The organism is Bifidobacterium catulorum (genome assembly GCF_003129925.1).
Classification (GTDB): Bacteria; Actinomycetota; Actinomycetes; order Actinomycetales; family Bifidobacteriaceae; genus Galliscardovia; species Galliscardovia catulorum.
Genome location: NZ_QFFN01000001.1, coordinates 123,090 through 146,111, shown reverse-complemented (window position 1 = coordinate 146,111; position 23,022 = coordinate 123,090). Strand labels below are relative to the sequence as shown.

General features: G+C 62.6%; 20 protein-coding genes and 5 tRNA genes. 22 read left to right on the top strand and 3 right to left on the bottom strand.

Annotated elements, in window-relative coordinates:
• The first annotated feature begins 37 nt into the window (after positions 1-37).
• From DF200_RS00610 to DF200_RS00590, 5 genes are all read left to right on the top strand, one after another.
• Positions 38-1,168, top strand: a complete 1,131-nt coding sequence (locus DF200_RS00610; RefSeq protein ID WP_109136362.1) for a PhoH family protein — start codon at positions 38-40, stop codon at positions 1,166-1,168.
• Positions 1,165-1,707, top strand: a complete 543-nt coding sequence (ybeY, locus tag DF200_RS00605) for an rRNA maturation RNase YbeY (protein WP_109136361.1) — start codon at positions 1,165-1,167, stop codon at positions 1,705-1,707. Before DF200_RS00610 ends, ybeY begins: the two co-directional genes overlap by 4 nt.
• Positions 1,704-3,065 carry a hemolysin family protein gene (locus DF200_RS00600; RefSeq protein WP_109136360.1) on the top strand — a complete coding sequence of 454 codons (1,362 nt, stop codon included), beginning with the start codon at positions 1,704-1,706 and terminating at the stop codon, positions 3,063-3,065. Before ybeY ends, DF200_RS00600 begins: the two co-directional genes overlap by 4 nt.
• A 40-nt stretch (positions 3,066-3,105) precedes the next feature.
• Complete coding sequence (era, locus tag DF200_RS00595; protein ID WP_109136359.1) at positions 3,106-4,071, top strand: GTPase Era; 966 nt, start codon at positions 3,106-3,108, stop codon at positions 4,069-4,071.
• A 72-nt stretch (positions 4,072-4,143) separates the two neighbouring features.
• A complete protein-coding gene (locus tag DF200_RS00590) occupies positions 4,144-5,175 on the top strand; it encodes a Gfo/Idh/MocA family protein (RefSeq protein WP_109136358.1) in 1,032 nt (343 codons plus the stop codon).
• Between the two features lie 99 nt (positions 5,176-5,274).
• Here DF200_RS00590 and DF200_RS00585 read toward each other — a convergent pair whose 3' ends face one another.
• Positions 5,275-7,311 (bottom strand): AMP-dependent synthetase/ligase, encoded by a 2,037-nt coding sequence (locus tag DF200_RS00585; protein WP_241520060.1) that lies wholly within the window; start codon positions 7,309-7,311, stop codon positions 5,275-5,277.
• Positions 7,312-7,518: 207 nt separating this feature from the next.
• Between DF200_RS00585 and DF200_RS00580 the strand changes: the two genes are divergently transcribed.
• From DF200_RS00580 to DF200_RS00555, 6 genes are all read left to right on the top strand, one after another.
• Positions 7,519-8,679 carry an NAD(P) transhydrogenase subunit alpha gene (locus tag DF200_RS00580; protein WP_109136471.1) on the top strand — a complete coding sequence of 387 codons (1,161 nt, stop codon included), beginning with the start codon at positions 7,519-7,521 and terminating at the stop codon, positions 8,677-8,679.
• 2 nt (positions 8,680-8,681) lie between these two features.
• Entirely contained in the window at positions 8,682-8,996 is a 315-nt protein-coding gene (locus tag DF200_RS00575; RefSeq protein WP_109136356.1) for an NAD(P) transhydrogenase subunit alpha part 2, read from the top strand.
• Entirely contained in the window at positions 8,996-10,408 is a 1,413-nt protein-coding gene (locus tag DF200_RS00570; RefSeq protein ID WP_109136355.1) for an NAD(P)(+) transhydrogenase (Re/Si-specific) subunit beta, read from the top strand. Before DF200_RS00575 ends, DF200_RS00570 begins: the two co-directional genes overlap by 1 nt.
• Positions 10,409-10,743: 335 nt before the next feature.
• Positions 10,744-11,727, top strand: a complete 984-nt coding sequence (locus DF200_RS00565; RefSeq protein ID WP_241520059.1) for an EamA family transporter — start codon at positions 10,744-10,746, stop codon at positions 11,725-11,727.
• Between the two features lie 164 nt (positions 11,728-11,891).
• Complete coding sequence (locus DF200_RS00560; RefSeq protein ID WP_109136353.1) at positions 11,892-12,512, top strand: 50S ribosomal protein L25/general stress protein Ctc; 621 nt, start codon at positions 11,892-11,894, stop codon at positions 12,510-12,512.
• Positions 12,513-12,765: 253 nt separating this feature from the next.
• Positions 12,766-13,893 (top strand): branched-chain amino acid aminotransferase, encoded by a 1,128-nt coding sequence (locus DF200_RS00555; protein WP_109136352.1) that lies wholly within the window; start codon positions 12,766-12,768, stop codon positions 13,891-13,893.
• Positions 13,894-14,031: 138 nt separating this feature from the next.
• Here DF200_RS00555 and DF200_RS00550 read toward each other — a convergent pair whose 3' ends face one another.
• Positions 14,032-14,823: a fructosamine kinase family protein gene (locus DF200_RS00550; protein ID WP_109136351.1), complete on the bottom strand. Its 792-nt coding sequence runs from the start codon at positions 14,821-14,823 to the stop codon at positions 14,032-14,034.
• A gap of 178 nt (positions 14,824-15,001) precedes the next feature.
• Here DF200_RS00550 and DF200_RS00545 point away from each other — a divergent pair, with 178 nt between their 5' ends.
• A complete protein-coding gene (locus DF200_RS00545; RefSeq protein WP_109136350.1) occupies positions 15,002-15,928 on the top strand; it encodes an undecaprenyl-diphosphate phosphatase in 927 nt (308 codons plus the stop codon).
• A gap of 85 nt (positions 15,929-16,013) precedes the next feature.
• Here the strand turns inward: DF200_RS00545 and DF200_RS00540 are convergent, their stop codons facing one another.
• On the bottom strand, positions 16,014-16,847 hold the full coding sequence (locus DF200_RS00540) for a PAC2 family protein (protein ID WP_241520058.1): 834 nt from the start codon (positions 16,845-16,847) through the stop codon (positions 16,014-16,016).
• Positions 16,848-17,004: 157 nt separating this feature from the next.
• Here DF200_RS00540 and DF200_RS00535 point away from each other — a divergent pair.
• The 10 genes from DF200_RS00535 to ruvB all read left to right on the top strand — a co-directional run bounded on the left by DF200_RS00535 (position 17,005) and on the right by ruvB (position 22,953).
• A tRNA-Gly gene (locus DF200_RS00535) sits at positions 17,005-17,077 on the top strand.
• Between the two features lie 23 nt (positions 17,078-17,100).
• Positions 17,101-17,171: transfer RNA gene (locus tag DF200_RS00530), tRNA-Cys, on the top strand.
• A 9-nt stretch (positions 17,172-17,180) separates the two neighbouring features.
• Positions 17,181-17,252: transfer RNA gene (locus DF200_RS00525), tRNA-Val, on the top strand.
• 39 nt (positions 17,253-17,291) lie between these two features.
• Positions 17,292-17,367, top strand: a tRNA-Val gene (locus tag DF200_RS00520).
• Positions 17,368-17,392: 25 nt separating this feature from the next.
• A tRNA-Gly gene (locus tag DF200_RS00515) sits at positions 17,393-17,468 on the top strand.
• Between the two features lie 235 nt (positions 17,469-17,703).
• Positions 17,704-19,737, top strand: a complete 2,034-nt coding sequence (gene thrS, locus DF200_RS00510) for a threonine--tRNA ligase (protein ID WP_109136349.1) — start codon at positions 17,704-17,706, stop codon at positions 19,735-19,737.
• 114 nt (positions 19,738-19,851) lie between these two features.
• A complete protein-coding gene (locus tag DF200_RS00505) occupies positions 19,852-20,610 on the top strand; it encodes a YebC/PmpR family DNA-binding transcriptional regulator (protein ID WP_109136348.1) in 759 nt (252 codons plus the stop codon).
• A 9-nt stretch (positions 20,611-20,619) separates the two neighbouring features.
• Entirely contained in the window at positions 20,620-21,198 is a 579-nt protein-coding gene (gene ruvC, locus DF200_RS00500; protein ID WP_109136347.1) for a crossover junction endodeoxyribonuclease RuvC, read from the top strand.
• Positions 21,199-21,259: 61 nt separating this feature from the next.
• Positions 21,260-21,874 (top strand): Holliday junction branch migration protein RuvA, encoded by a 615-nt coding sequence (gene ruvA, locus DF200_RS00495; RefSeq protein WP_109136346.1) that lies wholly within the window; start codon positions 21,260-21,262, stop codon positions 21,872-21,874.
• A gap of 2 nt (positions 21,875-21,876) precedes the next feature.
• Positions 21,877-22,953 carry a Holliday junction branch migration DNA helicase RuvB gene (gene ruvB, locus DF200_RS00490; RefSeq protein ID WP_241520057.1) on the top strand — a complete coding sequence of 359 codons (1,077 nt, stop codon included), beginning with the start codon at positions 21,877-21,879 and terminating at the stop codon, positions 22,951-22,953.
• Positions 22,954-23,022 lie beyond the last annotated feature (69 nt).

The following is a 23,022-nucleotide window of genomic DNA, read 5'->3' as shown; positions in this document are numbered from 1 at the left end:
TTTCCTGCAATCGAACGGAAAGAGAAAACAATCTAACGTGGCCACAACAACACGTACCATCACCATCCCCTCGGAACTCAATCCCGTGACGGTCCTCGGACCGGCCGATCAGGTGATACGCGAGGTGGAGAGGGCTTTCCCCGAACTGACGATCATCGTCCGCGGCAACCGGGTGGCGGTCATGTCGCGTTCACGGCAGACGGAGGCGCAGGCCAACGAGGCGGAGGAGATCATCGACACGATCATCCAGGCCGCATACACGGCGCCGATGGATGCGGACACCGTGCGCAGGCTGCTGAGCACGTCCCATTCCCGGGAGGGGTGGCAGAGCCGGATCCGGGAGCATGCCGCAGGGAGAAGGCCCGCCGGGCGTCCGGCATCCTCCCCGAGGAAGGACGTCGTCCCGGCCAAGGACGAACGCAAGCGCGTGCACATCCCCGGGGTCATAACCTTCGCGCTCGGCGTGCCGGTGCGTCCGAAGACGGCCGGCCAGATCGACTACGTCAACGCCATCGAAAAACACACGATCACGTTCGCGATCGGCCCCGCGGGCACCGGAAAGACCTATCTGGCGGTGGCCAAGGCGGTACGGGCCTTCGAGGACGGACGCGTGCGCAAGATCATCCTCACCAGACCGGCGGTGGAGGCGGGCGAGAACCTCGGATTCCTCCCCGGAACGCTGAGCGAGAAGGTGGACCCGTATCTGCGCCCCCTGTACGACGCGTTGTCCGATATGCTGGGTGCCGACCAGCTACACCGTTATCTCGGGGACGGCACCATCGAGGTGGCCCCGCTCGCCTATATGCGCGGGCGTACGCTCAACGACGCCTACGTGATTCTCGACGAGGCCCAGAACACCACCGAACAGCAGATGAAGATGTTCCTCACCCGTCTTGGCTTCAACACGCGCATGATTATCACCGGCGACATCACCCAAGTGGACCTGACCGTGCCCAGATCCGGACTCGCCACCATCGAGCGCGTGCTCGACGGCATCGACGACATCGCGTTCGTCCATCTTAGGGCGACCGACGTGGTGCGTCATGAGCTCGTTGGCCGCATCGTCGAGGCGTACGGACGCTATGATGAACTGCGCAAGGAACATGCGGACCGCCGGCACCGCGGACCGTCGGACGGACACCGTCATCAGGAGGATGAACGCGCATGAGCGTCGAAGTGACCAACGAAACCCCGTGGACCATCGAACCGAAGACCTTCTCCGACCTCGGGGTCTGGGTCCTCGACCAGATGAGGGTCAGCACGCAGTCCGACCTGACGGTGCTGTTCAACGATCCGGCGTCCATGGCCCGCCTGCATGAACGCTGGATGAACCTTGACGGCCCCACCGACGTCATGAGCTTCCCGATGGACGAGCTGCGCCCCGGCAACGGCAAGACCGTGCCGGAAGGCGTGTTGGGAGACATCGTCATCTGCCCGTACGTGGCCGCCGAACAGGCCCGCGCCGCAGGCCACTCCACCATCCAGGAGATGATGCTGCTCACCATCCACGGCATCCTGCATCTACTCGGATACGATCACACCACGCCGGCGGAGGAACGCCAGATGTTCGGCCTGCAGCGCCAGCTCCTGCTGACCTTCCTGGCATTGCGGCCCGGAATCCTCGACGATGTGCGACTGCCGGAAGGCGCGCCGGACCTGCTGGCCCGGTACGAGGCCGAACACCGTGGGGACGGCGACCGGTCATGAACGAGAGACTCATCCCGATAATCGTCGCGATGGCGGCCGTCGCACTGCTGCTGGTGTGGCTCTCACTGGTTATGGCCTCGACCGAGGGGGCCATCACCCGGGTCACCCGTTCCAGTCTCAACAATCTGATCCTTGAAGTGCAGACGGGCGACGAGAGCCAGTTCACCAAGATGAAGCAGCTCGACCGCATCCACCGCGTGCAGCGGCTCGTCTCCGACCGTTTCGCCACATCCGGGTCGTGCGCGTTCTTCCGCATCGTGTGCAACATCCTCGACGGCGTGCTCGTCGCATGCATCTCGGACGCGCTCGGAGCACCCATCTGGGTGACGCTGCTGTGCGGCATCACGTTCGCCCTCATCGTCGGCGTGGTGTCGATCCTTGTGCGACCCCGCAGCACGAGGGCTTCCATGCCCATCCAGATCATGCTCAAGCATTCCCGCTCGATATCCGTCGCCGTGGCTCTGACGCCGTTCGCGAAGGTCAAGGGCATCAGCTCCTCCCGATCGGGGAAGACCGAGCTTTCCGACGACGAGGAGCTGGATAAGATCCACCTGGAACAGCGTCGCGCGATGATCGACCGTCTGGTCGAGACCGACGACTTCGATCCCGAGATCTCCGAGATGCTGCGCAATGTGCTGATGCTGTCCGAAACGCTGACCCGCGAGATCATGGTGCCAAGAACCGACATGATCTGCATCGGCAAGGACGAGCCCCTCGGCAGCGTACTGAAGATGTTCTCCCGCTCGGGTTTCTCCCGGGTGCCCATCATCGGGGACTCCGTCGACGACCTTGTGGGCATCGCCTATCTCAAGGACGCGGTGCGCGCCGTCGCCTTCAACCCCGCCGCCGCCGACCGGCCGGTGTCCTCGATCAAGCGCGACCCGCTGCTGGTGCCGGAATCGAAGCCGGTCGACGACCTGTTCCATCAGATGCAGCGCCAGCGCCAGCATGTGGCCATCGTCGTGGACGAATACGGCGGCATCGCCGGCCTCGTCACCATCGAAGACACCATCGAACAGATAGTGGGCGAGCTGGAGGACGAGCACGACCGGACCCAGAAGGCCGAGCCCGAGGAGGTGGCGCCGGGCAAGTGGAGGTTCCCCGCTCGTTCGTCCATCGCCGATGTGGAGGAGATATTCGAGATCAGCCTCGACGAGGATGACGTCGACACCGTCTACGGGCTGCTCACCAAGGTGCTGGGCAAGGTCCCCCTGGTCGGGTCCCACGCCGTCACCCACGGACTGCGTCTCACCGCCGTGGATTCGGCGGGCCGCCGCAAGAAGGTCTCCACCATCCTCGTGGAACTCGAATCGTCCGTCGACGACGGGGGACTGCCCGACGCGTCCACCGACGACTAGGCGTCCGATTTCGCCAGCCCTCACGGTACAGTGGTGTGTTATGCAAGATGCTCAAGACGCCTACAGATCCGGGTTCATCGCCGTCGTCGGACGGCCCAACGTCGGCAAATCGACATTGATCAACGCGTTGATCGGCTCACACGTCGCCATCACGTCGTCGCGTCCGGAGACGACGCGAAAGGCCATCCGAGGCGTGCTCACCACCGACCATGCGCAGATCGTACTGGTCGACACCCCCGGCATCCATCGGCCCCGTACGCTGCTTGGACAGCGTCTGAACGACATCGTCGACGAGTCGTTGTCCGAAGTGGACGCCATCGCCTTCCTTCTTCCGGCCGATCAGGAGATCGGCCCGGGCGACAGACGCATCCTCAGCCGTCTTCGCAGCCAGTTCGCCACGAAGGGGGACGACGGCGCCTTCACGTGGAAGGTTCCCCTCATCGCAGTGGTCACCAAGATCGACGAGCTCAGCCGTTCGCAGCTCGTCGACAAGCTCATCGAAATCAACGAATTCGCCGGCTTCACCGACATCGTTCCCGTGTCCGCGCTGAAACACGACAATCTTGACGAGGTCCGCCGGATGTTCATCGACGTCATGCCGGAAGGCCCTCAGATGTATCCGGAGGACCAGATCAGCGAGGAAAGGCCCGAAGAGGCCATCGCGGAACTCATCCGGGGCGCGTTCCTCGAAGAGCTCGACGACGAGCTCCCGCATTCGCTCGCCGTCGTGGTCGACGATATCATCCGCCCGGACGATGAGCCGTCCGAGGGGAATCCGGAGGAACCCAGACCCAAGGTGCAGGTTCTGGTGTCGGTCTATGTGGAACGTGATTCGCAGAAACCGATCATCATCGGTCGCAAGGCCGAGCATCTGGTGCGGGTGAAGAAGAAGCTTCGCACGCCCGTCAACCGAATCGTGGGGGCCAAGGCCAAACTCGACATGCACGTCAAGGTGGCCCGCGAATGGCAGTCCGATCCCAAGAAGCTCGATCGTCTGGGATTCTGATCCATCCCGCCGGACGACATGCCCGGGCGATTCGATTTTCGTCGCCGCCGAACATAACAGAAAGGGACAATCATGAGCAGACGCAACGGCATCCATGACGGCACGGTGAACGTCGCGATACTGGGATGCGGCAGAATAGCGCATCATATGGCGCAGACGCTGCACGACATGGCCGGCGATGAGCGATACTCCACGCTCATCAGGCCCTATGCGGTGGCGACGAGGGATGATGACCCGCGTGCGGAACGGTTCGCGGACCGATATGGATTCGACAGGGCCTACGGCAGCTACGAGTCCATGCTCGCCGATCCGGAGATCGATCTGGTGTATGTCGCCACGCCGCATGCGATGCACGCCCGTCACGCCATCGCATGCATGATGGCAGGCAAGAACGTGCTGGTTGAGAAATCGTTCACCGCGAACGAGGAGCAGGCGCGGAAGGTGCTGGACGTCGCCTCGCAGACCCGTCTGCTGTGCACCGAGGCTATATGGACACGGTACATGCCCAGCCGCCGGATCATCCTCGACACGTTGCGATCCGGTGTGGTCGGCACGCCAAGGCAGGTCTACGCCAACCTCTCATATCCCGTGTCCGACAAGGCGCGCATGACCGACCCCGCCATGGCGGGCGGCGCATTGCTCGATGTCGGCGTATATCCGATCAATTTCGTCGCCATGGCGTTCCCCGAGGCGACACCCCGGAGTGTGACCAGCAGCTGTGTATTCACCGACAGAGGCGTGGACGAACAGTTCTCCGCCACCTTCTGGCTGGACAACGGCGTGGCGGCGACCATCGACTCGTCCATGGTGTCGGTCGGCAGCAGACAGGGCGTCATCCAGGGCGACAAGGGCTATCTCATCGTGGAGAACATCAACAATCCGGAGCGTATCTCCGTGTTCGACGCGGACCACCGGCAGATCGACAAGATCTTGTTCCCCGACCAGATCACCGGGTACGAATACCAGGTCGTCAGCGCAGCCAAGGCCATCCTCGAAGGTGCGACGCAATGCGAGGAGATGCCTCATGAGGAAACGCTGCGCATCATGCGCATAATGGATTCCCTGCGCGCACAGTGGGGCGAGGTCTATCCGTTCGAACACTGAACCGGATCGCGCTCATCCATGAGAATGCGATGACGAAAAAATAATCCCCTCCGCGCTCATACGGAGGGGATTTTTCATGTTTGTGGCGCAGTGACGAAATCAGGATTTCCTGCGCGGCGTGTACATCTGCGTGTTCAACAGCGTGGCGTATCTTGCGATGACCTTCGGCCTGATCACCTTCATCGAAGCGGTCATCAGACCATTCTCCTGGGTGAACTCCTCGGGCAGCACGATGAACTTGCGCACCGATTCGGCGCGTGAGACACCCTCGTTCGCCAGATCGACGAACTTCTGGATCTCCGCGCGCACCGCGGCGTTCCCGGCGGCGTCCTCCAACGACATCTCACGGTCAAGGCCCTTGGTCTCCAGCCATGGGCGCAGTGCCTCCTCGTCCAACGTGATCAGCGCCGAGATGAACGGGCGCTTGTCTCCGAGCACAAGGGCCTGCGAAACGATCTCACAGCGCTGGATGGCCTCCTCGATCGGACCGGGGGAGACATTCTTGCCGCCCGCGGTGATGATGAGATCCTTCTTGCGCCCGGTGATGTACAGGAATCCGTTGGCATCGAGACGTCCCAGATCTCCGGTGGCGAACCACCCGTCCTCGGTGAACGACGTGGCCGTGGCCTCCTCGTTCTTGTGATACCGGTGGAACACCGACACACCCTTGATCTGAATCTCGCCATCCTCGGCGATGCGTAGCGTGAAACCCGGGAAGGGGATGCCGACCGAGCCTTGACGGAACGGCACGCCCAACGGGTTGAACGCGCAGGGTGCGGTCGTTTCCGTGGCGCCGTACCCCTCGTAGACCGGCACCTTGGCACCGCGGAAGAACGACAGCAGCTCCGGGTCGAGCGGGGCGCCGCCGGACACGATCCACTGGGCGCGCCCACCCAGCACGTCACGCAACGACTTGTACACGATCGGGTCGAAGGATGCCCGCCGGGCGCTGACCAGGGCACCGGCCCTGCCTTTCTCGGACACCTCCTTCATATAGTCCTGCGCAGCGGAGACGGCGGCGGCGAAAACCAGCCCCTTGGCACCATGCCCGGCCTTCTGCGAAGCCGCGTTGTACACCTTCTCCAGCACGCGCGGCACGACGATCATCACCGAAGGCCTTGCCGCCTGCAAGTCGGAGATCAGCGTTTTGATCCCCTGTGCGATGTAGGCGTGCAGCTGGCTCGCCACCATGATGTAGTTGATGGCGCGAGCGAAGGAATGCGCCTGGGGGAGGAACAGCAGGATGGTATTCCTGTCATCGTGAAGCAGGTCGGGCATGTAGTCGTGCAGGTTGAACGCATCGGCGCAATAGTGTTCGTGCGTCATCTCCACGCCCTTCGGGGCCGCCGTGGAGCCGGACGTGTATACGATGGAGCAAAGATCGGTCTTCTTCACCGAATCGATGCGTTCGTCGAGTGTCGCGTCCGAGACCGAGGCTCCGTACGCCTGGATCTCGTCGAGGCCGCCGGTCTCCAGACAGACGATGTTCTCGACGGTGGGGCACTGCGGCAGTACGTTCTCGGCCTCGGCGCGCATGCCCGTGGTCTCCACGATCAGCAGCCGGGCGTCGGAATTGTTCGCGATGTTGCGGATCTGCTCGCCCGAATCGGTGTCGTAGATGGTAGCGAGCACGCCGCCGCAGGCCATGATCGCCGCGTCCACGATGTTCCATTCATAGCTCGTTCGGCACATGAACGCCACGGCGTCGCCCTTGCGCAGCCCGTAATGCAGCAGCCCCTTGGCGGTGATGCGAATGTCGGCGAGCGTCTCATCGGCCGTCTTCGTCACCCATTCGCCGTCCTTTTTGAACGTGTACAGGGGCTTGTCTCCCATGCGCCGAGCTCGGTCGGCGTAGATGTCGTAGATGCTGGTCCCCTCATCGAGAGGAGGATTTCCGTCGGTGCGCGACGTCAGCAGACCGTCGTCCATATACGTCGTGGTCGGATAGTCGGGCCCCCAGTAGTCCACATGGGGAAGATCGTCCGGCGAGACGGCGTCCTGCGCCGGAGGGGTGTCGGGAAGACCGTCGTCGTTCAGATCGTCGCTGCCGGGGTAGTCCAGATAGTTGCGTCCGAGATTGGAAGCGCGATGCGCCGCCGTGGCCACTGCGTTTTTTACGGAACCGATAAGACCCACGAGTTCTCCTTCATTCATTAGTCCTATCGCACTCTAGTAGCAGGGCCGGCCGTTACGCTACCGTAGGCGTTGGCGGAGATGTCGCATCATGCCCCGCATATGCTGAATCCAGGGCGATTGTTGCCATTTGTTGGCTTTGATATAGACTGTACGGGGTGCCACGAGCTGATGTGGCGCCGTTACGGAAAGATCACGAGGGAGGACCAGGTGGGGGAAGATACGCAATCGACCATCACTTATGGAATTTTCAATGAGACCGCCGAGCATGAGTCTCGCGTGGCGCTCACCCCGGACATCGTCAAACGACTCAAGCGTTCCGCCGTCGATTGCGTCATCGAGCGCAATGCCGGACAAGCCGCCGGATTCAGTGACGAAGACTACATCAAGGCGGGAGCGGGGGTCGTCGGCAGGGACGAGGTCATTGCTCGGTCGCAGGCCTTCGGATTCGTCGATCGCCCGGACGACGAACTCGTCGCCCGTCTGCCGGAGGGATCATGGGTCATCGGTATGCTCGGGTCGTTCACCGATCAGGAGTACGTGGACCGACTCGACAGGGCCGGGCTGGTCGGCGTGGGCATCGAGAAGCTCCCGCGCCAGCTCAGTTCCGCGCAGTCCATGGACGAGATGACCAGCCAGAACTCCGTCATGGGATACAAGGCCGTGCTCAGGGCCGCCGACGCATACGGCTCGTTCTTCCCTATGATGACCACCGCGGCCGGCACCATCCGCCCGGCCAAGGTGCTCATCCTGGGCGCCGGCATCGCGGGACTCCAGGCCATAGGCACGGCGCGCCGTCTCGGCGCCGTCGTCACCGCATACGACGTCCGCCCCGCAGCCAAGGGCGAGGTCGAATCCCTCGGCGCCAAATTCCTCGAACTCGGTCTCGACTTCTCCAAAGGCCAGGGCGAAGGCGGATACGCCCGGCAGCTCACCGCCGAGGAGCAGGCCGCCCAGCAGGCCGCCGTGGACACGAAAGCCGCCGAATTCGACGTGGTCATCACCACGGCAAAGGTGCCGGGACGCAAGCCCCCCATGCTGCTCACCAAGGCCGGCGTGGACGGGCTGCACCGCGGCGCCGTGATCGTCGACTGCGCCGCCAGCGAACTCGGCGGCAACGTCGAAGGCTCCGAACCGAACCGGACCATCGTCACCGACAACGGCGTGCGGCTCATCGGCGCCCCCGACCTCGCCAGCGGCGTCGCCACCACGGCCTCCAACCTGCTGGCCCGCAACGTGGCCGACGTGCTCGCCCACTTCGTGCGGGATGGCAGGCTCGCCATGGACCTCAACGAAGAACTCGACAACGCGCTCATCGTCGCCGGACGCGTCGATGCGTCCGCATCCGACAATACAGAAGAGGAGAAGTGATCATGCCCGATCTCGTCGTCTCGATCACCCTGTTCGTCCTCGCCCTGCTCATCGGCATCGAGGTCATCGGCAAAGTGCCGGCGACCCTGCATACCCCGCTGATGTCGGGCGCCAACTCCATCCACGGCATCGTCATCGTCGGCGTCGTCATCGTCGCCGCCGAGGCGCAGACCCCGCTCGCCTACGTGTTCATCTTCCTCGCCGCCGTGCTGGGAACCATGAACGTCGTCGGCGGCTACGTGGTCACCGACCGCATGCTGGAGATGTTCAAGAGCTCGAAGCCCTCCAGGAAGGACGAGAAGGAAGGCGATAAGTAATGACCGCAACACCCATCGATATCATCGCATGGTTCGTGTACCTGCTGGCCGCCGTCATGTTCGTGATGGGCCTGCACTTCATGAACTCCCCGAAGACCGCCCGCAAAGGCAACCAGATCTCCGCCACAGGCATGGTGTTCGCCGTCGTCATGGCGTTCGTGCATCTCTTCGTCAAGGGCTTCATCTCCGTCACGGCCGTCGTCGTGCTCGTCGCCGGCATCCTCATCGGCGCCGTCGCGGGCGTCGTTTCCGCCAAGAAGGTCAAGATGACCGACATGCCGCAGCTCGTCTCCGTGTTCAACACGGTCGGCGGCGGCGCGGCCGCCCTCGTCGCCCTCAACGACATCCTCACCAACGAGGCGCTTCCCACCCTCGTCGTGCTCATCACCGCCGGACTCGGCATCATGATCGGCTCCGTCACCTTCACCGGATCTCTCATCGCCGCCGGCAAGCTCCAGGGCGTAAAGTTCGTCAAGAACCTCAGACTGCCCGGCAAGAGCTTCTGGAACGTGCTGTTCATCGTGCTCACCATCGCGGCCTTCGTCATGCTGTGCATCCAGCCCGAGCAGCGTCTCCTGTGGTCCGTCCTCACCACCGTGTTCGCCCTGTGCTACGGTCTGGTGTTCGTCATCCCGATTGGCGGCGCCGACATGCCCGTCGTCATCTCCGTGCTCAACGCCTGCACCGGCACCGCCGTCGCCATGTCCGGCCTCGCCATCGACAATGTGGCCCTCATCGTCGCCGGCGCCCTCGTCGGCGCGGCCGGCGTCACCCTCTCCATCCTCATGGCGCAGGCCATGAACCGTCCGCTGCTGTCCGTCCTCGCCGGCGGATTCGGCGGCGACAACGCCGCAGGAGGAGACGACGGCGTCACCGGCACCATGAAGGAGACCTCCGCCGACGACGTCGCCGTCCAGCTCGTCTACGCGCAGAAGGTCATCTTCGTCCCCGGCTTCGGCCTCGCCATGGCGCAGGCCCAGCGCGAGCTCGCCGACCTCGGCGAGCTCCTCAAGAGCCGCGGCGTCGAAGTCGCCTACGCCATCCACCCCGTCGCAGGCCGCATGCCCGGGCACATGAACGTGCTCCTCGCCGAAGCCAACGTGCCCTACGAGGAGCTCGTCGACCTCGACGACATCAACCCGCAGTTCCCCACGGCGACCATCTCCCTTGTCGTCGGCGCCAACGACGTGACCAACCCCGCCGCCCGCCGACCCGGCACCCCGGTCTCCGGCATGCCCATCCTCGACGTCGACAAATCCGAAAACGTCGTCGTCATCAAGCGCGGACGCGGCAAGGGCTACGCCGGCATCGAGAACGAGCTCTACTTCAACGACAACACGCAGATGCTGTTCGGCGATGCGAAGAAGGAGTTGCAGGCCATCATCGCCGCCGTCAAGGAATTGATTGCGTGACGGAGTGTCATCCACGTTGCGGGAGATTCGACGTACCCTCGTACGCCTTCATCTCCCGCGCCTTGATGCCACACGCGTCACGCGATCAATTGCTCATCGCGTAGCGGAGTGTTTTCTGCGTTGCGGAGCACTCGACGTACCCATGTACCCTTCGTGCTCTGCGCATTGAAGCCACACGCCCGTGATTCGCTCGGAATCGACTGCGCCGTGGAATCCGCATTCATGGATTCCACGGCGCTTCCCATATGCGAATGTGACCGCATTACATACAAATCATGGAACAACGACGTCTCCTGGTTTACATGCCGGAAACATGGCGATACGCTTACGTATCTGTGAGGAAGATAGCGTATCGCATTTTGGAGAAGACCCCGGCCGTCGTCATCGTCGCCGTCGAAGGCGCACTCATGTATTTCGCCACCGGCATGGCGAAGACCGTGTTCACCCAGATCGACCCGTTGTGTGCGGCCTGGTACCGGTTCGGATTTCTGGCGATCATGATGCTGGCGTGGCGTCGTCCCTGGCGCGCCGCCGTACGACGCACGCTTCCCCATACCCGACGGGAGTGGGCCGTCACCGCCGGCTGTGGCCTCGCCATCGTGGCCATGAACACCATGTTCTATCTGGCGATCAGCGAGCTGAACATGGGAATGGCCGTGGCCATGGAATTCGTCGGGCCACTCGGCGTGGCCCTGATCACCGGCAGAAACTGGCGTGAGCGCATCGGCGTGGGCATCGCGGCTGCGGGAGTGGCGCTTCTGGCAGGCATGTCCCTGACCTCACCGGATGGGGGACGTCCTGCCATCGGCATCGTCGCCATCCTCATCGGCGGTACGATGTGGGGCGTATACATTGTCATGGGACGCAAGGTGGCGCATACGGGAAGCCCTCTGGACAGGTTGTCGGTCGCCTTGTGCATCGGCTTCGCGGCCCAGTCGCTGTTCCTCGCCATACCCGCCGTAAAAGGGCTGTTCGTTCCCTCGAAGACCGCGACATGGCTGGCCTCCGAAGGCGGATGGGGCATCGTTCATCTGCTGTTGCTCATGCTGGTCGTATCGGTGTGCAGTTCGTTCTTCCCCTACGTCATCGATCAGGTGGTGATGCGCAAGACCACCTCCGGGACGTTCTCAGTCATGCAGTCCATGTATCCCGCCGTCGCCGTGGCGGTCGGTCTTGCGTTCGGCGAGATTCCGGGAATCTGGGAATTGGCGGGCGTGGCATGCGTCATGGCCGCCGTGGTGATCACGTTCTCCGACGATGAGCGGGCCCCCAGACATGGGCGTGCCGAGCTGCGGCCGTCCTTGGACACGGCGGCATGACAAATCGTCGAGGGTATGGTATGCTTACAGATTGTTGTCTTGGCGAGGGAAGGCGTGTGATGCGCGCTTCCGTTATCGACTCGACGTTCGGGCTTCCATCCATGGTGCTCCGCGGCGCGTCGACGCGCCGGGACGAAGGCAATTCGTGATTTAAGGAGAACATCATGGCAGATATCACCCTCGAAGGCGCAGTCCGTACCGAGTTCGGCAAGGGCGCTGCACGTCGTATGCGCGTCGCCAAGCTGGTTCCCGCCACCGTGTACGCCGGCGGCGAGCAGCCCACCTTCCTGCAGCTCCCGATGAAGGAGACCACCAACGCCCTGCGTCGTACGAACGCCCTCTTCGAGCTGAAGTTCGGCGAGGACTCCAAGCTCGCCGTCGTCAAGGACGTGCAGCGCAACCCCGTCAAGCAGCAGGTCGAGCATGTCGACTTCTACGAGGTGCGCGCCGGCGAGAAGATCGAGGTCGAGGTCCCGGTCTTCGTCGAGGGCACCCCGAAGGGCGCTGCCGTCGCGTTCGTCGACGTTCAGGAGCTCAAGGTCCGCGCCGACGTCGCCAACCTGCCTGAGCGAATCACCGTCAGCGTCGAAGGCCTCGTCGACGGCACCAAGGTGCTCGCCAAGGACGTCGTCCTGCCCGAGGGCGTCGAGCTCATCCACGACGATCCGGAAGAGTCCGTCGTCACCGTCGAGGTTCCGGAGGACTCCTCCGAGACCACCGCTCCGGCAGCCGCTCCGGCCGCTGACGCCGCAGCCGCTCCGGCCGCTGACGCCAAGGCCGAGTGAACCGGTCCCATGTCGGCGGGGCGTTGAGCCCCGACGCGTCCGATTGATGTATAACGAGCCCACCCCGTGTGGGCTCTTTGCATTGTCGCCGCGACCGACGGATTCGACGACCATACGTTTTCATAATGTGAACTTTCTCCGTGCCGGATAATCCCCATGTGAGAGAGTGTTACTCAGTCCGGTGCCAGAAGCACCGACCTCATACCCGCAGCCGGTCGGATTCCGGCCGGCAATGGAATAAAAGAAGCTAAGAATGACAGAAAATACTCATCACGATCCGGCGGCGCTGTCCAAGCTGGCAGACGCCTTCACTGTGCTGCCCAACGAAAACCCGGCGTCCGACGCCAAGCGTCAGGAGCTCATCGACAAGCCGGCGTTCGGGCAGGTCTTCTCCGATAACATGACCCACATGACCTGGACCAAGGGCGAAGGATGGTCGGATCGTCGCGTCGAGCCGTATGCCCCGCTCAAGATGGATCCGGGTGCATCCGTGCTGCATTACGCTCAGGAGTGCTTCGAGGGTCTGAAGGCATACCATCATGCCGATGGTTCCGTGTGGCTGTTCCGCCCGGACGCCAACGCCGAACGCTTCCAGAACTCCGCCAAGCGCCTGTATCTGCCGGAGCTGTCCATCGACGACTTCCTCGGCTCCGTGGCCGCTCTGGTCAAGCGGGATGCGGCTTGGGTTCCTTCCCGTCGTGAATACACGCTGTACATGCGCCCGTTCATGTTCGCATCCGAGCCCTTCCTCGGTGTGCGTGCTCCGCAGGAGGTCGACTACTGCGTGATCGCCTCCCCGTCCGGCCCCTACTTCCCGGGTGGCGTGAAGCCCGTGAGCATCTGGGTGGAGGACAAGTGGTTCCGTACCGGCCCTGGCGGCACCGGATTCGCCAAGTGCGGCGGCAACTACGCCGCCTCCCTGCTCGGCGAATACAAGGGCATCGAGAACGGCTGCCAGCAGGTGTGCTTCGTCGACGCCGCCACCAAGACGTACCTTGAGGAGCTCGGCGGCATGAACATGATGGCCGTGCACAAGGATGGCCACGTGGAGACCCCGTCGCTCACAGGCAACATCCTCCCGGGTGTCACCCGTCGCTCGCTCATCCAGCTGCTTCAGGACAAGGGCCATGATGTCGTCGAGACCATGATCGCGATCGACCAGCTGCTTGAGGACATCAAGTCCGGCGAGGTAACCGAGGTGTTCGCCTGCGGCACCGCCGCCATCATCACCCCGATTGGGCGCTTCAAGTCCGAGAAGTTCGACGTCACCGTGGCGGACGGTAACTCCGGCAAGCTTACCGTCGACCTGCGTAACGAGCTGCTCGGCATCCAGCTCGGCGAGATCGAGGATCCGCACAACTGGATGTGGAAGGTCTGCTGAGTCAATCTCATCCACTATGGGAAAGGGGCTTCTGATTCTTGGGTATCGAGAATCAGAAGCCCCTTTCATTTCCCGGCGACCGTTCGGCGTTCCGCTCACGACAAACCACTGAACATCATGTTGAATGGTGATTGTCGGTCAACGCAACAGGGAGCGGCACATGGCGCGGAACTGGCCGACGTAGCCGCCGCCGAAGAACACGCAATGACCGGCGATGGGATACAGCTGCCATAGGGTGCAGCGGGCCTCGAACCCCTTTTTCAGAGGATGCACGGACTGGTAGCCCTCCATGATTCGCTCAAGATACGACATGCCGAACAGGTGCAGCATCGCCAGATCCTCTTCACGGTGTCCGCCGTGCGCGGCGGGATCGATGAGCACGGCTTCGGCGCCGTCACCATCGTCGGTCCACATCACGTTGCCTCCCCATAGGTCCCCGTGGATGCGCGCCGGTTTGTCGGAGGCCGCCGGTCCCATGATTCGTGGCAGGGCATCCACGATCTCCTGCGTCATGTCGAGGTCGCTTTGGTCCAGTTCATGCCTTTGCACGCCGAGGCGAACCATGGGCAGAAGCCTTCCCTGGCCGTAGTATGTGGCCGCGTCGGACCAATCGCCGGTATCCATCGGAACGGGGTCCTGAAGCGGGCCGAAGTAGCAGGTTCCCGTATAGCCCGCCGGAGGCGCACCGAAACAGGGGGCGCCGACGTCATGCATGCGGGCGAGCGCGGCACCGAATTCGTAGGCCGCCTTCGGTGTGGGGGAGGCGGCGTCCACGCGTTCGATGTCGAGATGGTCATCGCCCCAGTCGTACACCTCCACCACGCGGGGGCCTCCGTGCTCCATGGCCTCGCCGAGCCATTTGAGGCCACGGCCTTCGCATTCGAAGAACCCTTCCGGGGCCCAACGTCTACTTTTCCGATATGTGGGCATCCATGTGCTCCTTTCCATAGCCAGGCCCATCGTAATGTGACCATTGAACGAAATATGATGCGTTCTTGATGATTTCTTAGACGGATGAGGCTAAGGTGTTGCATCGTACCGATATGAAAACGACGGCCATTCCTCATGCCGTTATCGACAACCTAACTTCAAGGGACAGCAAAGGGTTATGAATTTCTTCCAGGCGATCTTCCTTGGTCTGGTGCAGGCACTGACCGAGTACCTGCCCGTATCTTCCAGCGCCCACATCCGTATCATCGGCGACCTGACCATCGGTTCGGATCCCGGCGCCGCGTTCACCGCCATCATCCAGATCGGCACCGAGCTCGCCGTCCTGTTGTATTTCAGACGGGACATCATCCGTATCCTGGGCGCGTGGTTCGGTTCGCTGTTCGGCAGGGACGGCAAGGATTTGAGGAGCCGGTTCGGCGCGCACAACAAGGACACCCAGATGGGCTGGTACATCATCATCGGGACCCTGCCCATCATGGTCGCCGGCCTGCTGTTCAAGAACGCGATCGAGACCACGTTCCGCAACCTGTGGATCACCGTGACCGTGCTCGCACTGTTCGGCGTGCTGCTGTGGTTCTTCGACGCGCGGTCACGCCAGGTCAAGACCATGGGGCGTATGACGGTGAAGGACGCCATCATCTTCGGCATCGGCCAGATGCTCGCCCTGATTCCCGGTGTCTCGCGCTCCGGCGGCACCATCACCTTCGGCCGCGCCATGGGCTACACTCGTGAGGCCGCCGTGCGCGTGGCGTTCCTCATGGCCATTCCCGCGGTGTTCGGCGCGGGAATCCTCGAAGCCGTCTCCGCGGTCAAGGACGTGAGCGCATGCAATGCGGGAGGCAGCGGAGCCGCCGAGGCGTGCAAGGCCATCGGAATGTTCCCCGGCTGGGGTCCCACGATCGCCGCTACCGTCGTCTCGTTCCTCGTCGGGTACATCGTCATCATCGGTTTCCTCAAGTTCGTCTCGACGTTCTCCTACAAGGCGTTCGCGGTCTACCGCATCGTTCTTGCGGTTATCGTGGCGATTCTGCTCATCACCGGCGTGCTTCCCGCAATCGATCCCTCCGTGGCGGCGGCCGCATAGGAATCCGGGAAATTGTTTGGGGGCTTCCACCATGCCTTGGTGGAAGCCCCCAAACAATTTTTACGCATCCATCGATGCCGTTGCGCTATTCCGTCGCCGGATGGTCGAACGACCGCAGGAACTCCTCGGTCTCCTCTACCAGCTGCCTTGCATGGGGGGTGGAGACGTCATGCCCGGGGGAGTGCTCGTCCATATGGCGTTCGAGATGATGGACGTAGTCCGAAAGGTCGTCGTTGCAGCGCACGAGCATGTCGGCCTTGGCGCGCCATTTCTCCGCCTGCGAGGGGAGGTCGCCCTCTTCGAGGGACAGGTCCATGATGGCGCTGACTTCCTCCAGAAGCCGCATCGTCGCGGCGGGGCATTCGTCCCCTCCGAGGTACTGCGGCACCGACACCCAGAGTGAGCGCGCCTCGAATCCGTCCTCGGCCGCCGCGTAATGCAGCACGGTGGGAATGCCGACGGGGCCGGAATATGTGTCGTCGTCGCCGGTGTCGTCGTCGCCGTCGGAGTTGCTTACCGGCAAGGCGCGGGTGTGCGCGCATTCGGCGAACATGGACCCGATGGTGATCATGTCGGTCACCTCGTATTCGTCCGCGAACCGAAGTGAGCGCTGGCAGAAGTCCGACCAATGGAAATTCGGTTCGGGTCCCATCTCCACATACAGCTTCGTGTGTTCGTCTATTTCGATTTCATAGAATGTGGTCTCTGGCCATACGATGCGTTTCCGCCCTTGAATGGTGCACATCATGGGGCGTGATGATTGATAGTCGTAATACGAATCACAGCAGATGTGCCCGATCTCCCGGGATTCGTATACATTCAGCAGGTGGCGGATGACGTCGGTCGCCGCCTGACACGCATCGTTCCAGCCTCCGAATGCGGCGATCATGAACCGCCGTTTGCTCATGCTCTCACTCATGTTTTCCACACTAACGGATATTCGGGCATGGGGCCGCGGAGTAAGCCATGAGAGTAGGGATGGCGTCGTCGAAAGGTTCCGACACGCCGATTTGCGTGATAGTGGAGTGCTCGTTATAGTAATTACTCGTGCTTGCGACTGAAGTCGTGAGAACTATGCGGACATAGCTTAGTTGGTAAAGCGCGACCTTGCCAAGGTCGAGACCGCGGGTTCGAGTCCCGTTGTCCGCTCGTGTCCATAGCAAGGACCGTGTGGTGGGTTAGCCAAGCGGTTAGGCAGCGGCCTGCAAAGCCGTATAGACGAGTTCGACTCTCGTACCCACCTCTTTTCATCGGGCGGTTGGCGCAGAGGTAGCGCACTTCCCTGACACGGAAGGGGTCACAAGTTCGAATCTTGTATCGCCCACTCTGTCCTCTTTATCGAGGATGACCGATGAATGTATTCGGGTGATTGGCGCAGCGGCTAGCGCACTTCCTTCACACGGAAGGGGTCGCAGGTTCGATTCCTGCATCACCCACCATGCCGGTTCTCACGCCGGCAGTCGTGCGGACATAGCTTAGTTGGTAAAGCGCGACCTTGCCAAGGTCGAGACCGCGGGTTCGAGTCCCGTTGTCCGCTCCATTGCCGTTCTTCGGAGCGGCTTTTGTTATTTCCGCCACGTTTCGGCCCCTGAACCCGTTTTGCATTGCCTCGTGGTTTCCCGTATCGCAACGGCGTTCCGATCGTCGGAATACGGCCGTCCGATTCGTCGCCCTTTCATTTGACCTTGTCGTCGTCAGCGCTTACGCTTGCATCGTCAAGTTCAGTCCAGGCCTGCACATTAGTAACGCGGACCCCCGATAGCAAAGGACATACCATGGCGCAAGCTACCATCTCCATTACAGTCAACGATGAGGCGAAGGAGGTGGAAGCGACGACCACGGGAGTCGAACTGTTCTCCGACGACAAGAACATCATCGCCGTTCGTCTCAACGGCGAGCCCCGTGATCTGTACACCCCGTTGCACGACGGCGACAAGGTCGATCCCATCGCCCTCGACAGCGAGGACGGACTGGCCATCATGCGCCACTCCGCCACCCATGTGATGGCGCAGGCGGTGCAGCAGATTCGTCCCGATGCCAAGCTCGGCATCGGACCGGTGATCAAGAACGGCTTCTACTATGATTTCGACGTGGACGAGCCGTTCACCCCCGCCGACCTCAAGGACATCGAGAAGCGCATGCAGCGCATCATCAAGTCCTCGCAGACCTTCCGCCGCCGCGTGGTGACCGAGGACGAGGCCCTCGAAGAGGAGAAGGACCAGCCCTACAAGATCGAGCTGATCAAGGACAAGGAGGCGCACCTCGACCCGGAGGCGGCCACCGAGGTGGGCGAATCCGAGCTGAGCTTCTACGACAACGTGGACCGTGACGGCAACGTGGTGTGGAAGGACCTGTGCCGTGGGCCGCATCTGCCCAACACCCGCTTCATCAAGGCGTTCAAGCTCGAACGCAGCGCCGCCGCCTACTGGCGTGGCAGCGAGAAGAACCCCATGCTGCAGCGCATCTACGGCGTGGCGTTCTTCACCAAGGAGGATCTCAAGGACTATCAGGCGAAGCTTGAGGAGGCCGCCAAGCGCGATCACCGCAAGCTCGGACAGGAGATGGACCTGTTCTCCTTCCCGGATGAGATCGGGCCCGGTCTTGCCGTGTTCCATCCCAAGGGTGCCGCCATCATCAACGCCATGGAGGACTACTCCCGCGAACAGCACCGCAGGCATCACTACAGCTTCGTGCAGACCCCGCACATCACCAAGGGAGGGCTGTATGAGACCTCCGGCCATCTGCAGTGGTACAAGGACGGCATGTACCCGCCGATGCGCCTCGACGAGGAGCGCGACGAGGACGGCAACATCACCAAGCAGGGCTTCGACTACTACCTCAAGCCGATGAACTGCCCGATGCACAACCTCATCTTCAAGTCCCGTCAGCGCAGCTACAAGGAGCTTCCGCTGCGGCTCTTCGAGTTCGGCACCGTTTACCGCTACGAGAAGTCCGGCGAGGTCCATGGCCTGACCCGCGTCCGCGGCCTCACGCAGGACGACTCCCACATCTACTGCACCCGTGAGCAGATGAAGGACGAGCTCAAGAGCCTGCTGAACTTCGTGCTCGGCCTGCTCAAGGACTTCGGACTCAACGACTTCTATCTGGAGCTGTCCACCAAGGACGAGCACAAGTTCGTCGGTTCCGACGAAATCTGGGAGGAGGCGACGAACACGCTCGCCGAGGTGGCCAAGGAATCCGGTCTCGAACTCGTGGCCGATCCGGGCGGCGCCGCGTTCTACGGACCGAAGATCTCCGTGCAGGCCCGCGACGCCATCGGCCGTACCTGGCAGGTCTCCACGATTCAGCTGGACTTCAACCTGCCCGAGCGGTTCAAGCTCGAATACATCGCGAAGGACGGCACGCACCAGCGTCCGGTGATGATCCACCGCGCGCTGTTCGGCTCCATCGAACGCTTCTTTGCCATCCTGCTTGAGCATTACGCCGGAGCCTTCCCGGCATGGCTCGCCCCCGTGCAGGTGACGGGAATTCCCGTGGCCGACGAGTTCGCCCCCCATCTGGAGCAGTTCATCCATGAGCTGGAGGACAACATGGTGCGCTGCGAGATCGACTTCTCCGACGACCGTTTCGGCAAGAAGATCCGCAACGCCTCCAAGTCCAAGGTTCCGTTCACCCTCATCGTGGGCGAGGACGACATGAACAAGGACGCGGTGAGCTTCCGCTTCCGGGACGGCAGCCAGCTCAACGGCGTGCCGGTGGATGAGGCCAAGGACAAGATCCTCAAGGTCATCGCCAAGCGGGTCCAGGTCAACAGCGTCGACGACTTCAACGCCGCCACCGAGGCCTGAGACCGGCTTTGCGCGGCCGTCCCGAGGCCGCGCCGCCATGGAGGTCACACCGCAAATGTCGGTGTGACCTCATAAAATCAACCTGTTTAACGCAATCGAACATCTAGGAGAGTCATGTCAGGACATTCCAAGTGGGCCACCACTAAGCACAAGAAGGCGGCAATCGACGCCAAGCGTGGCAAGCTCTTCGCCAAGCTCGGCAAGAACATCGAAATCGCGGCGCGTCTCGGAGGCGGGGACCCCGACGGCAACCCGGCTCTGTACGATGCCATCACCAAGGCACGCAAGAACTCCATGCCGGCCGATAACATCAAGCGCGCCATCAACCGTGGATCCGGTGCCGAAGCCGGTGGCGCCAACTACGAGGACATCGTGTACGAGGGCTACGCCCCCGGCGGCGTCGGCCTCATCATCGAATGCCTGACCGACAATCGCAACCGCGCCGCGGCCGACGTGCGCTCCACTCTGACCAAGGGCGGCGGCTCCCTCGCCGAGAACGGTTCCGTGAGCTTCAACTTCGAGCGCAAGGGCATCATCGAGGTCCCCTCCGAAGGAGTCGACTACGACAAGGTCTTCGAAGTGGCCGCCGAGGCCGGTGCCGAGGACGTGACCGAGGACGGCGACATCTACACCGTCACCACGAACCCGAGCGATCTGGTCGCGGTCCGCACCGCGCTGCAGGATGCCGGAATCGACTACGATTCCGCGGAGAACGCCATGGTCGCCATGAACGAGGTCGAACTCGACATCGACGGCGCCCGCAAGGTCTCCAGACTCATCGACAACCTCGACGACCTCGACGACGTGCAGAACGTCTACAGCACGTGGAAGGCCACCGATGAGATCATGGCGCAGCTGGAAGCCGAGGACTGACAGCGGTTCATGATCATTCTTGGAGTCGACCCCGGACTGACGCGGTGCGGAGTCGGCGTAGTGGAAGCCGGCGCATATCGCCGGCTTTCCTTTATCCACGTCGATGTCGTACGCTCCGATCCGCATGAATCGCAGGACCTGCGCCTGCTGAGGATATACAACGGACTTTGCGCGAAGCTCGACGAGTTCTCGCCGGACGCCGTTTCCATCGAACGTGTGTTCGCCCAGTCCAACCGCAACACGGTGCTGGGCACGGCCCAGGCGGCCGGTGTCGCCATGCTGGCCGCGGCCCAACGGACCATCCCCGTGGCCCTGCATACGCCGACCGAGGCAAAGCTCGCCATCACGGGAAACGGGCAGGCGCAGAAGATTCAGGTGGAACGCATGGTCACCCGCATCCTCAATCTCAATACGATGCCGACCCCCGCCGATGCCGCCGACGCGCTGGCACTGGCCATATGCCATGCGCTCCGGCCGTCCGGGGCGTTGCAGGGCGGGGAACGCGAACAGCATCTTACGAAGGCGCAGCGCCAATGGGCGCAGGCCGCCCATCAGGCGCATGGCCGCGGGCTGCGTCGCGGCATGTAGAAGTCTTCGGCTACAATATCGAACAGATGTTCGACATCATGTGTGATGATGGAGGTGCTACATGATTGCCAGCCTGAACGGCATGGTCGCCGCCGTGGCGAAGGACGCGGCGATTATCGAGGTGTCCGGAGTGGGATATGAGGTACGAATGCCGTCGTCGGATCTGGCCGCCATGCATATCGGCCAGCAGGTGACGGTGCTCACCACAATGAACGTGTCCCAGGACGCCATCGCCCTGTATGGATTCCTGTCATCCACGGCAAAGGACCTGTTCCTCAGTCTGCAGAAGGTGAGTGGCATCGGCCCGAAGGTGGCGTTGTCCATAGTGTCGACGTTGGGGCCGAAGCGCCTGCTGACGGCGGTCGCCAACGGCGACGTCACGGCCCTCGCCAAATCCCCGGGATTGGGCAAGAAGGGCGCCCAGAAGATCATCCTCGAACTCAAGGGGTCCATCGACTTCGACGAGCTTGATGCCGACGTCGGCGTCGAGGAACAGGGCGACGCCGGCACCGAGCAGATCGTGGAGGCGCTCGTCTCCCTCGGCTGGCAGCAACGAGATGCGGTGCAGGCGGTACGGAGGGAACTGAAGAAGGACCATCATGAGGGTCCGGTCTCCGAGGCCGATGTCCCTCGTCTGCTCAAGGCCACGCTCGCATCCATGGATAGGGGAAGGTGACGATGACAGTGCAGGATATCGATGACGCCATGCCGCCACAGCCGAACGAGGGCGCCAGGGAGGAGTCCCTACGCATGGTCTCCGCGTCCCCCATAGGTTCGGAACAGGTCAGCGACGAGGAGCTGAGGCCCTCCGGGCTGGACGAGTTCATTGGCCAGCCGCGGCTCAAGGCCCAGATGAAGCTGTTTCTCGATGCCGCGCAGAAGCGCGGGGTGCCGCCGGACCATATCCTTCTTGCAGGGCCTCCGGGCCTTGGCAAGACCACGTTGGCGATGATCGTCGCCAACGAACTGGAATCGCCGATTCGCATCACCTCCGGACCGGCGATTCAGCACGCCGGCGATCTTGCTTCCATCCTCAGCTCCCTTGAGGAGGGAGAGGTGCTGTTCATCGACGAAATCCACCGGCTTCCGCGCGCCGCCGAGGAACTGCTGTATATAGCCATGGAGGATTTCCGCGTCGATGTGGTGGTGGGCAAGGGGCCGGGCGCCTCCTCCATCCCGCTGACGCTTCCACGGTTCACCGTGGTCGGCGCGACCACGCGCGAGGGAATGCTTCCTTCGCCGCTGCGGGCCCGCTTCGGCTTCACCGCGCACCTTGATTTCTATCCGCGGGACGAGATGCGCAAGCTCATCCTCAGATCGTCGGTGGTGCTGAACGTGCATATCGACGAGGACGCCGCCGACCAGCTCGCGCGCAGGTCCCGCGGGACGCCGCGAATCGCGAACCGGCTGCTTCGCCGTGTGCGGGACTGGGCGGTCGTCCATGATCTCGACCATGTGGATGTGGAGGCCGTCGAACAGGCCCTCGACCTCTACCAAATCGACGTCGAAGGCCTTGACCGCCTCGACATCGCCGTGCTTCGCGCCATCTGCGGCAGCTTCAACGGCGGCCCCGTGGGGCTGAACAACCTGGCCGCCATGGTGGGGGAGGAGTCAGAGACCGTCGAGACCGTATGCGAACCATACCTCGTCCGTGAGGGCTTCCTCGTGCGCACCCCCAAGGGTCGTGTGGCGACGTCACGCGCATGGGAGCATCTGGGCATGAATCCCCCGGATGATGTCAACATGCTGTTTTAGCCTGATTAGGTTGGTTCCACAAGGTCTCGCACCATGGGGGAACGTCAAGACTAACCTGCAAAGGAGATC

Excerpts from the sequence above, each read along its gene's own strand:
- era (WP_109136359.1), top strand. The coding sequence starts at position 3,106 with ATGCAAGATGCTCAAGACGCCTACAGATCCGGGTTCATCGCCGTCGTC.
- ruvA (WP_109136346.1), top strand. The coding sequence starts at position 21,260 with ATGATTGCCAGCCTGAACGGCATGGTCGCCGCCGTGGCGAAGGACGCG.
- DF200_RS00575 (WP_109136356.1), top strand. The coding sequence starts at position 8,682 with ATGCCCGATCTCGTCGTCTCGATCACCCTGTTCGTCCTCGCCCTGCTC.
- DF200_RS00545 (WP_109136350.1), top strand. The coding sequence starts at position 15,002 with ATGAATTTCTTCCAGGCGATCTTCCTTGGTCTGGTGCAGGCACTGACC.
- DF200_RS00590 (WP_109136358.1), top strand. The coding sequence starts at position 4,144 with ATGAGCAGACGCAACGGCATCCATGACGGCACGGTGAACGTCGCGATA.
- DF200_RS00570 (WP_109136355.1), top strand. The coding sequence starts at position 8,996 with ATGACCGCAACACCCATCGATATCATCGCATGGTTCGTGTACCTGCTG.
- ybeY (WP_109136361.1), top strand. The coding sequence starts at position 1,165 with ATGAGCGTCGAAGTGACCAACGAAACCCCGTGGACCATCGAACCGAAG.
- DF200_RS00505 (WP_109136348.1), top strand. The coding sequence starts at position 19,852 with ATGTCAGGACATTCCAAGTGGGCCACCACTAAGCACAAGAAGGCGGCA.
- DF200_RS00540 (WP_241520058.1), bottom strand. The coding sequence starts at position 16,847 with ATGAGTGAGAGCATGAGCAAACGGCGGTTCATGATCGCCGCATTCGGA.
- ruvC (WP_109136347.1), top strand. The coding sequence starts at position 20,620 with ATGATCATTCTTGGAGTCGACCCCGGACTGACGCGGTGCGGAGTCGGC.
- DF200_RS00560 (WP_109136353.1), top strand. The coding sequence starts at position 11,892 with ATGGCAGATATCACCCTCGAAGGCGCAGTCCGTACCGAGTTCGGCAAG.
- ruvB (WP_241520057.1), top strand. The coding sequence starts at position 21,877 with ATGACAGTGCAGGATATCGATGACGCCATGCCGCCACAGCCGAACGAG.
- DF200_RS00555 (WP_109136352.1), top strand. The coding sequence starts at position 12,766 with ATGACAGAAAATACTCATCACGATCCGGCGGCGCTGTCCAAGCTGGCA.
- thrS (WP_109136349.1), top strand. The coding sequence starts at position 17,704 with ATGGCGCAAGCTACCATCTCCATTACAGTCAACGATGAGGCGAAGGAG.
- DF200_RS00600 (WP_109136360.1), top strand. The coding sequence starts at position 1,704 with ATGAACGAGAGACTCATCCCGATAATCGTCGCGATGGCGGCCGTCGCA.
- DF200_RS00550 (WP_109136351.1), bottom strand. The coding sequence starts at position 14,823 with ATGCCCACATATCGGAAAAGTAGACGTTGGGCCCCGGAAGGGTTCTTC.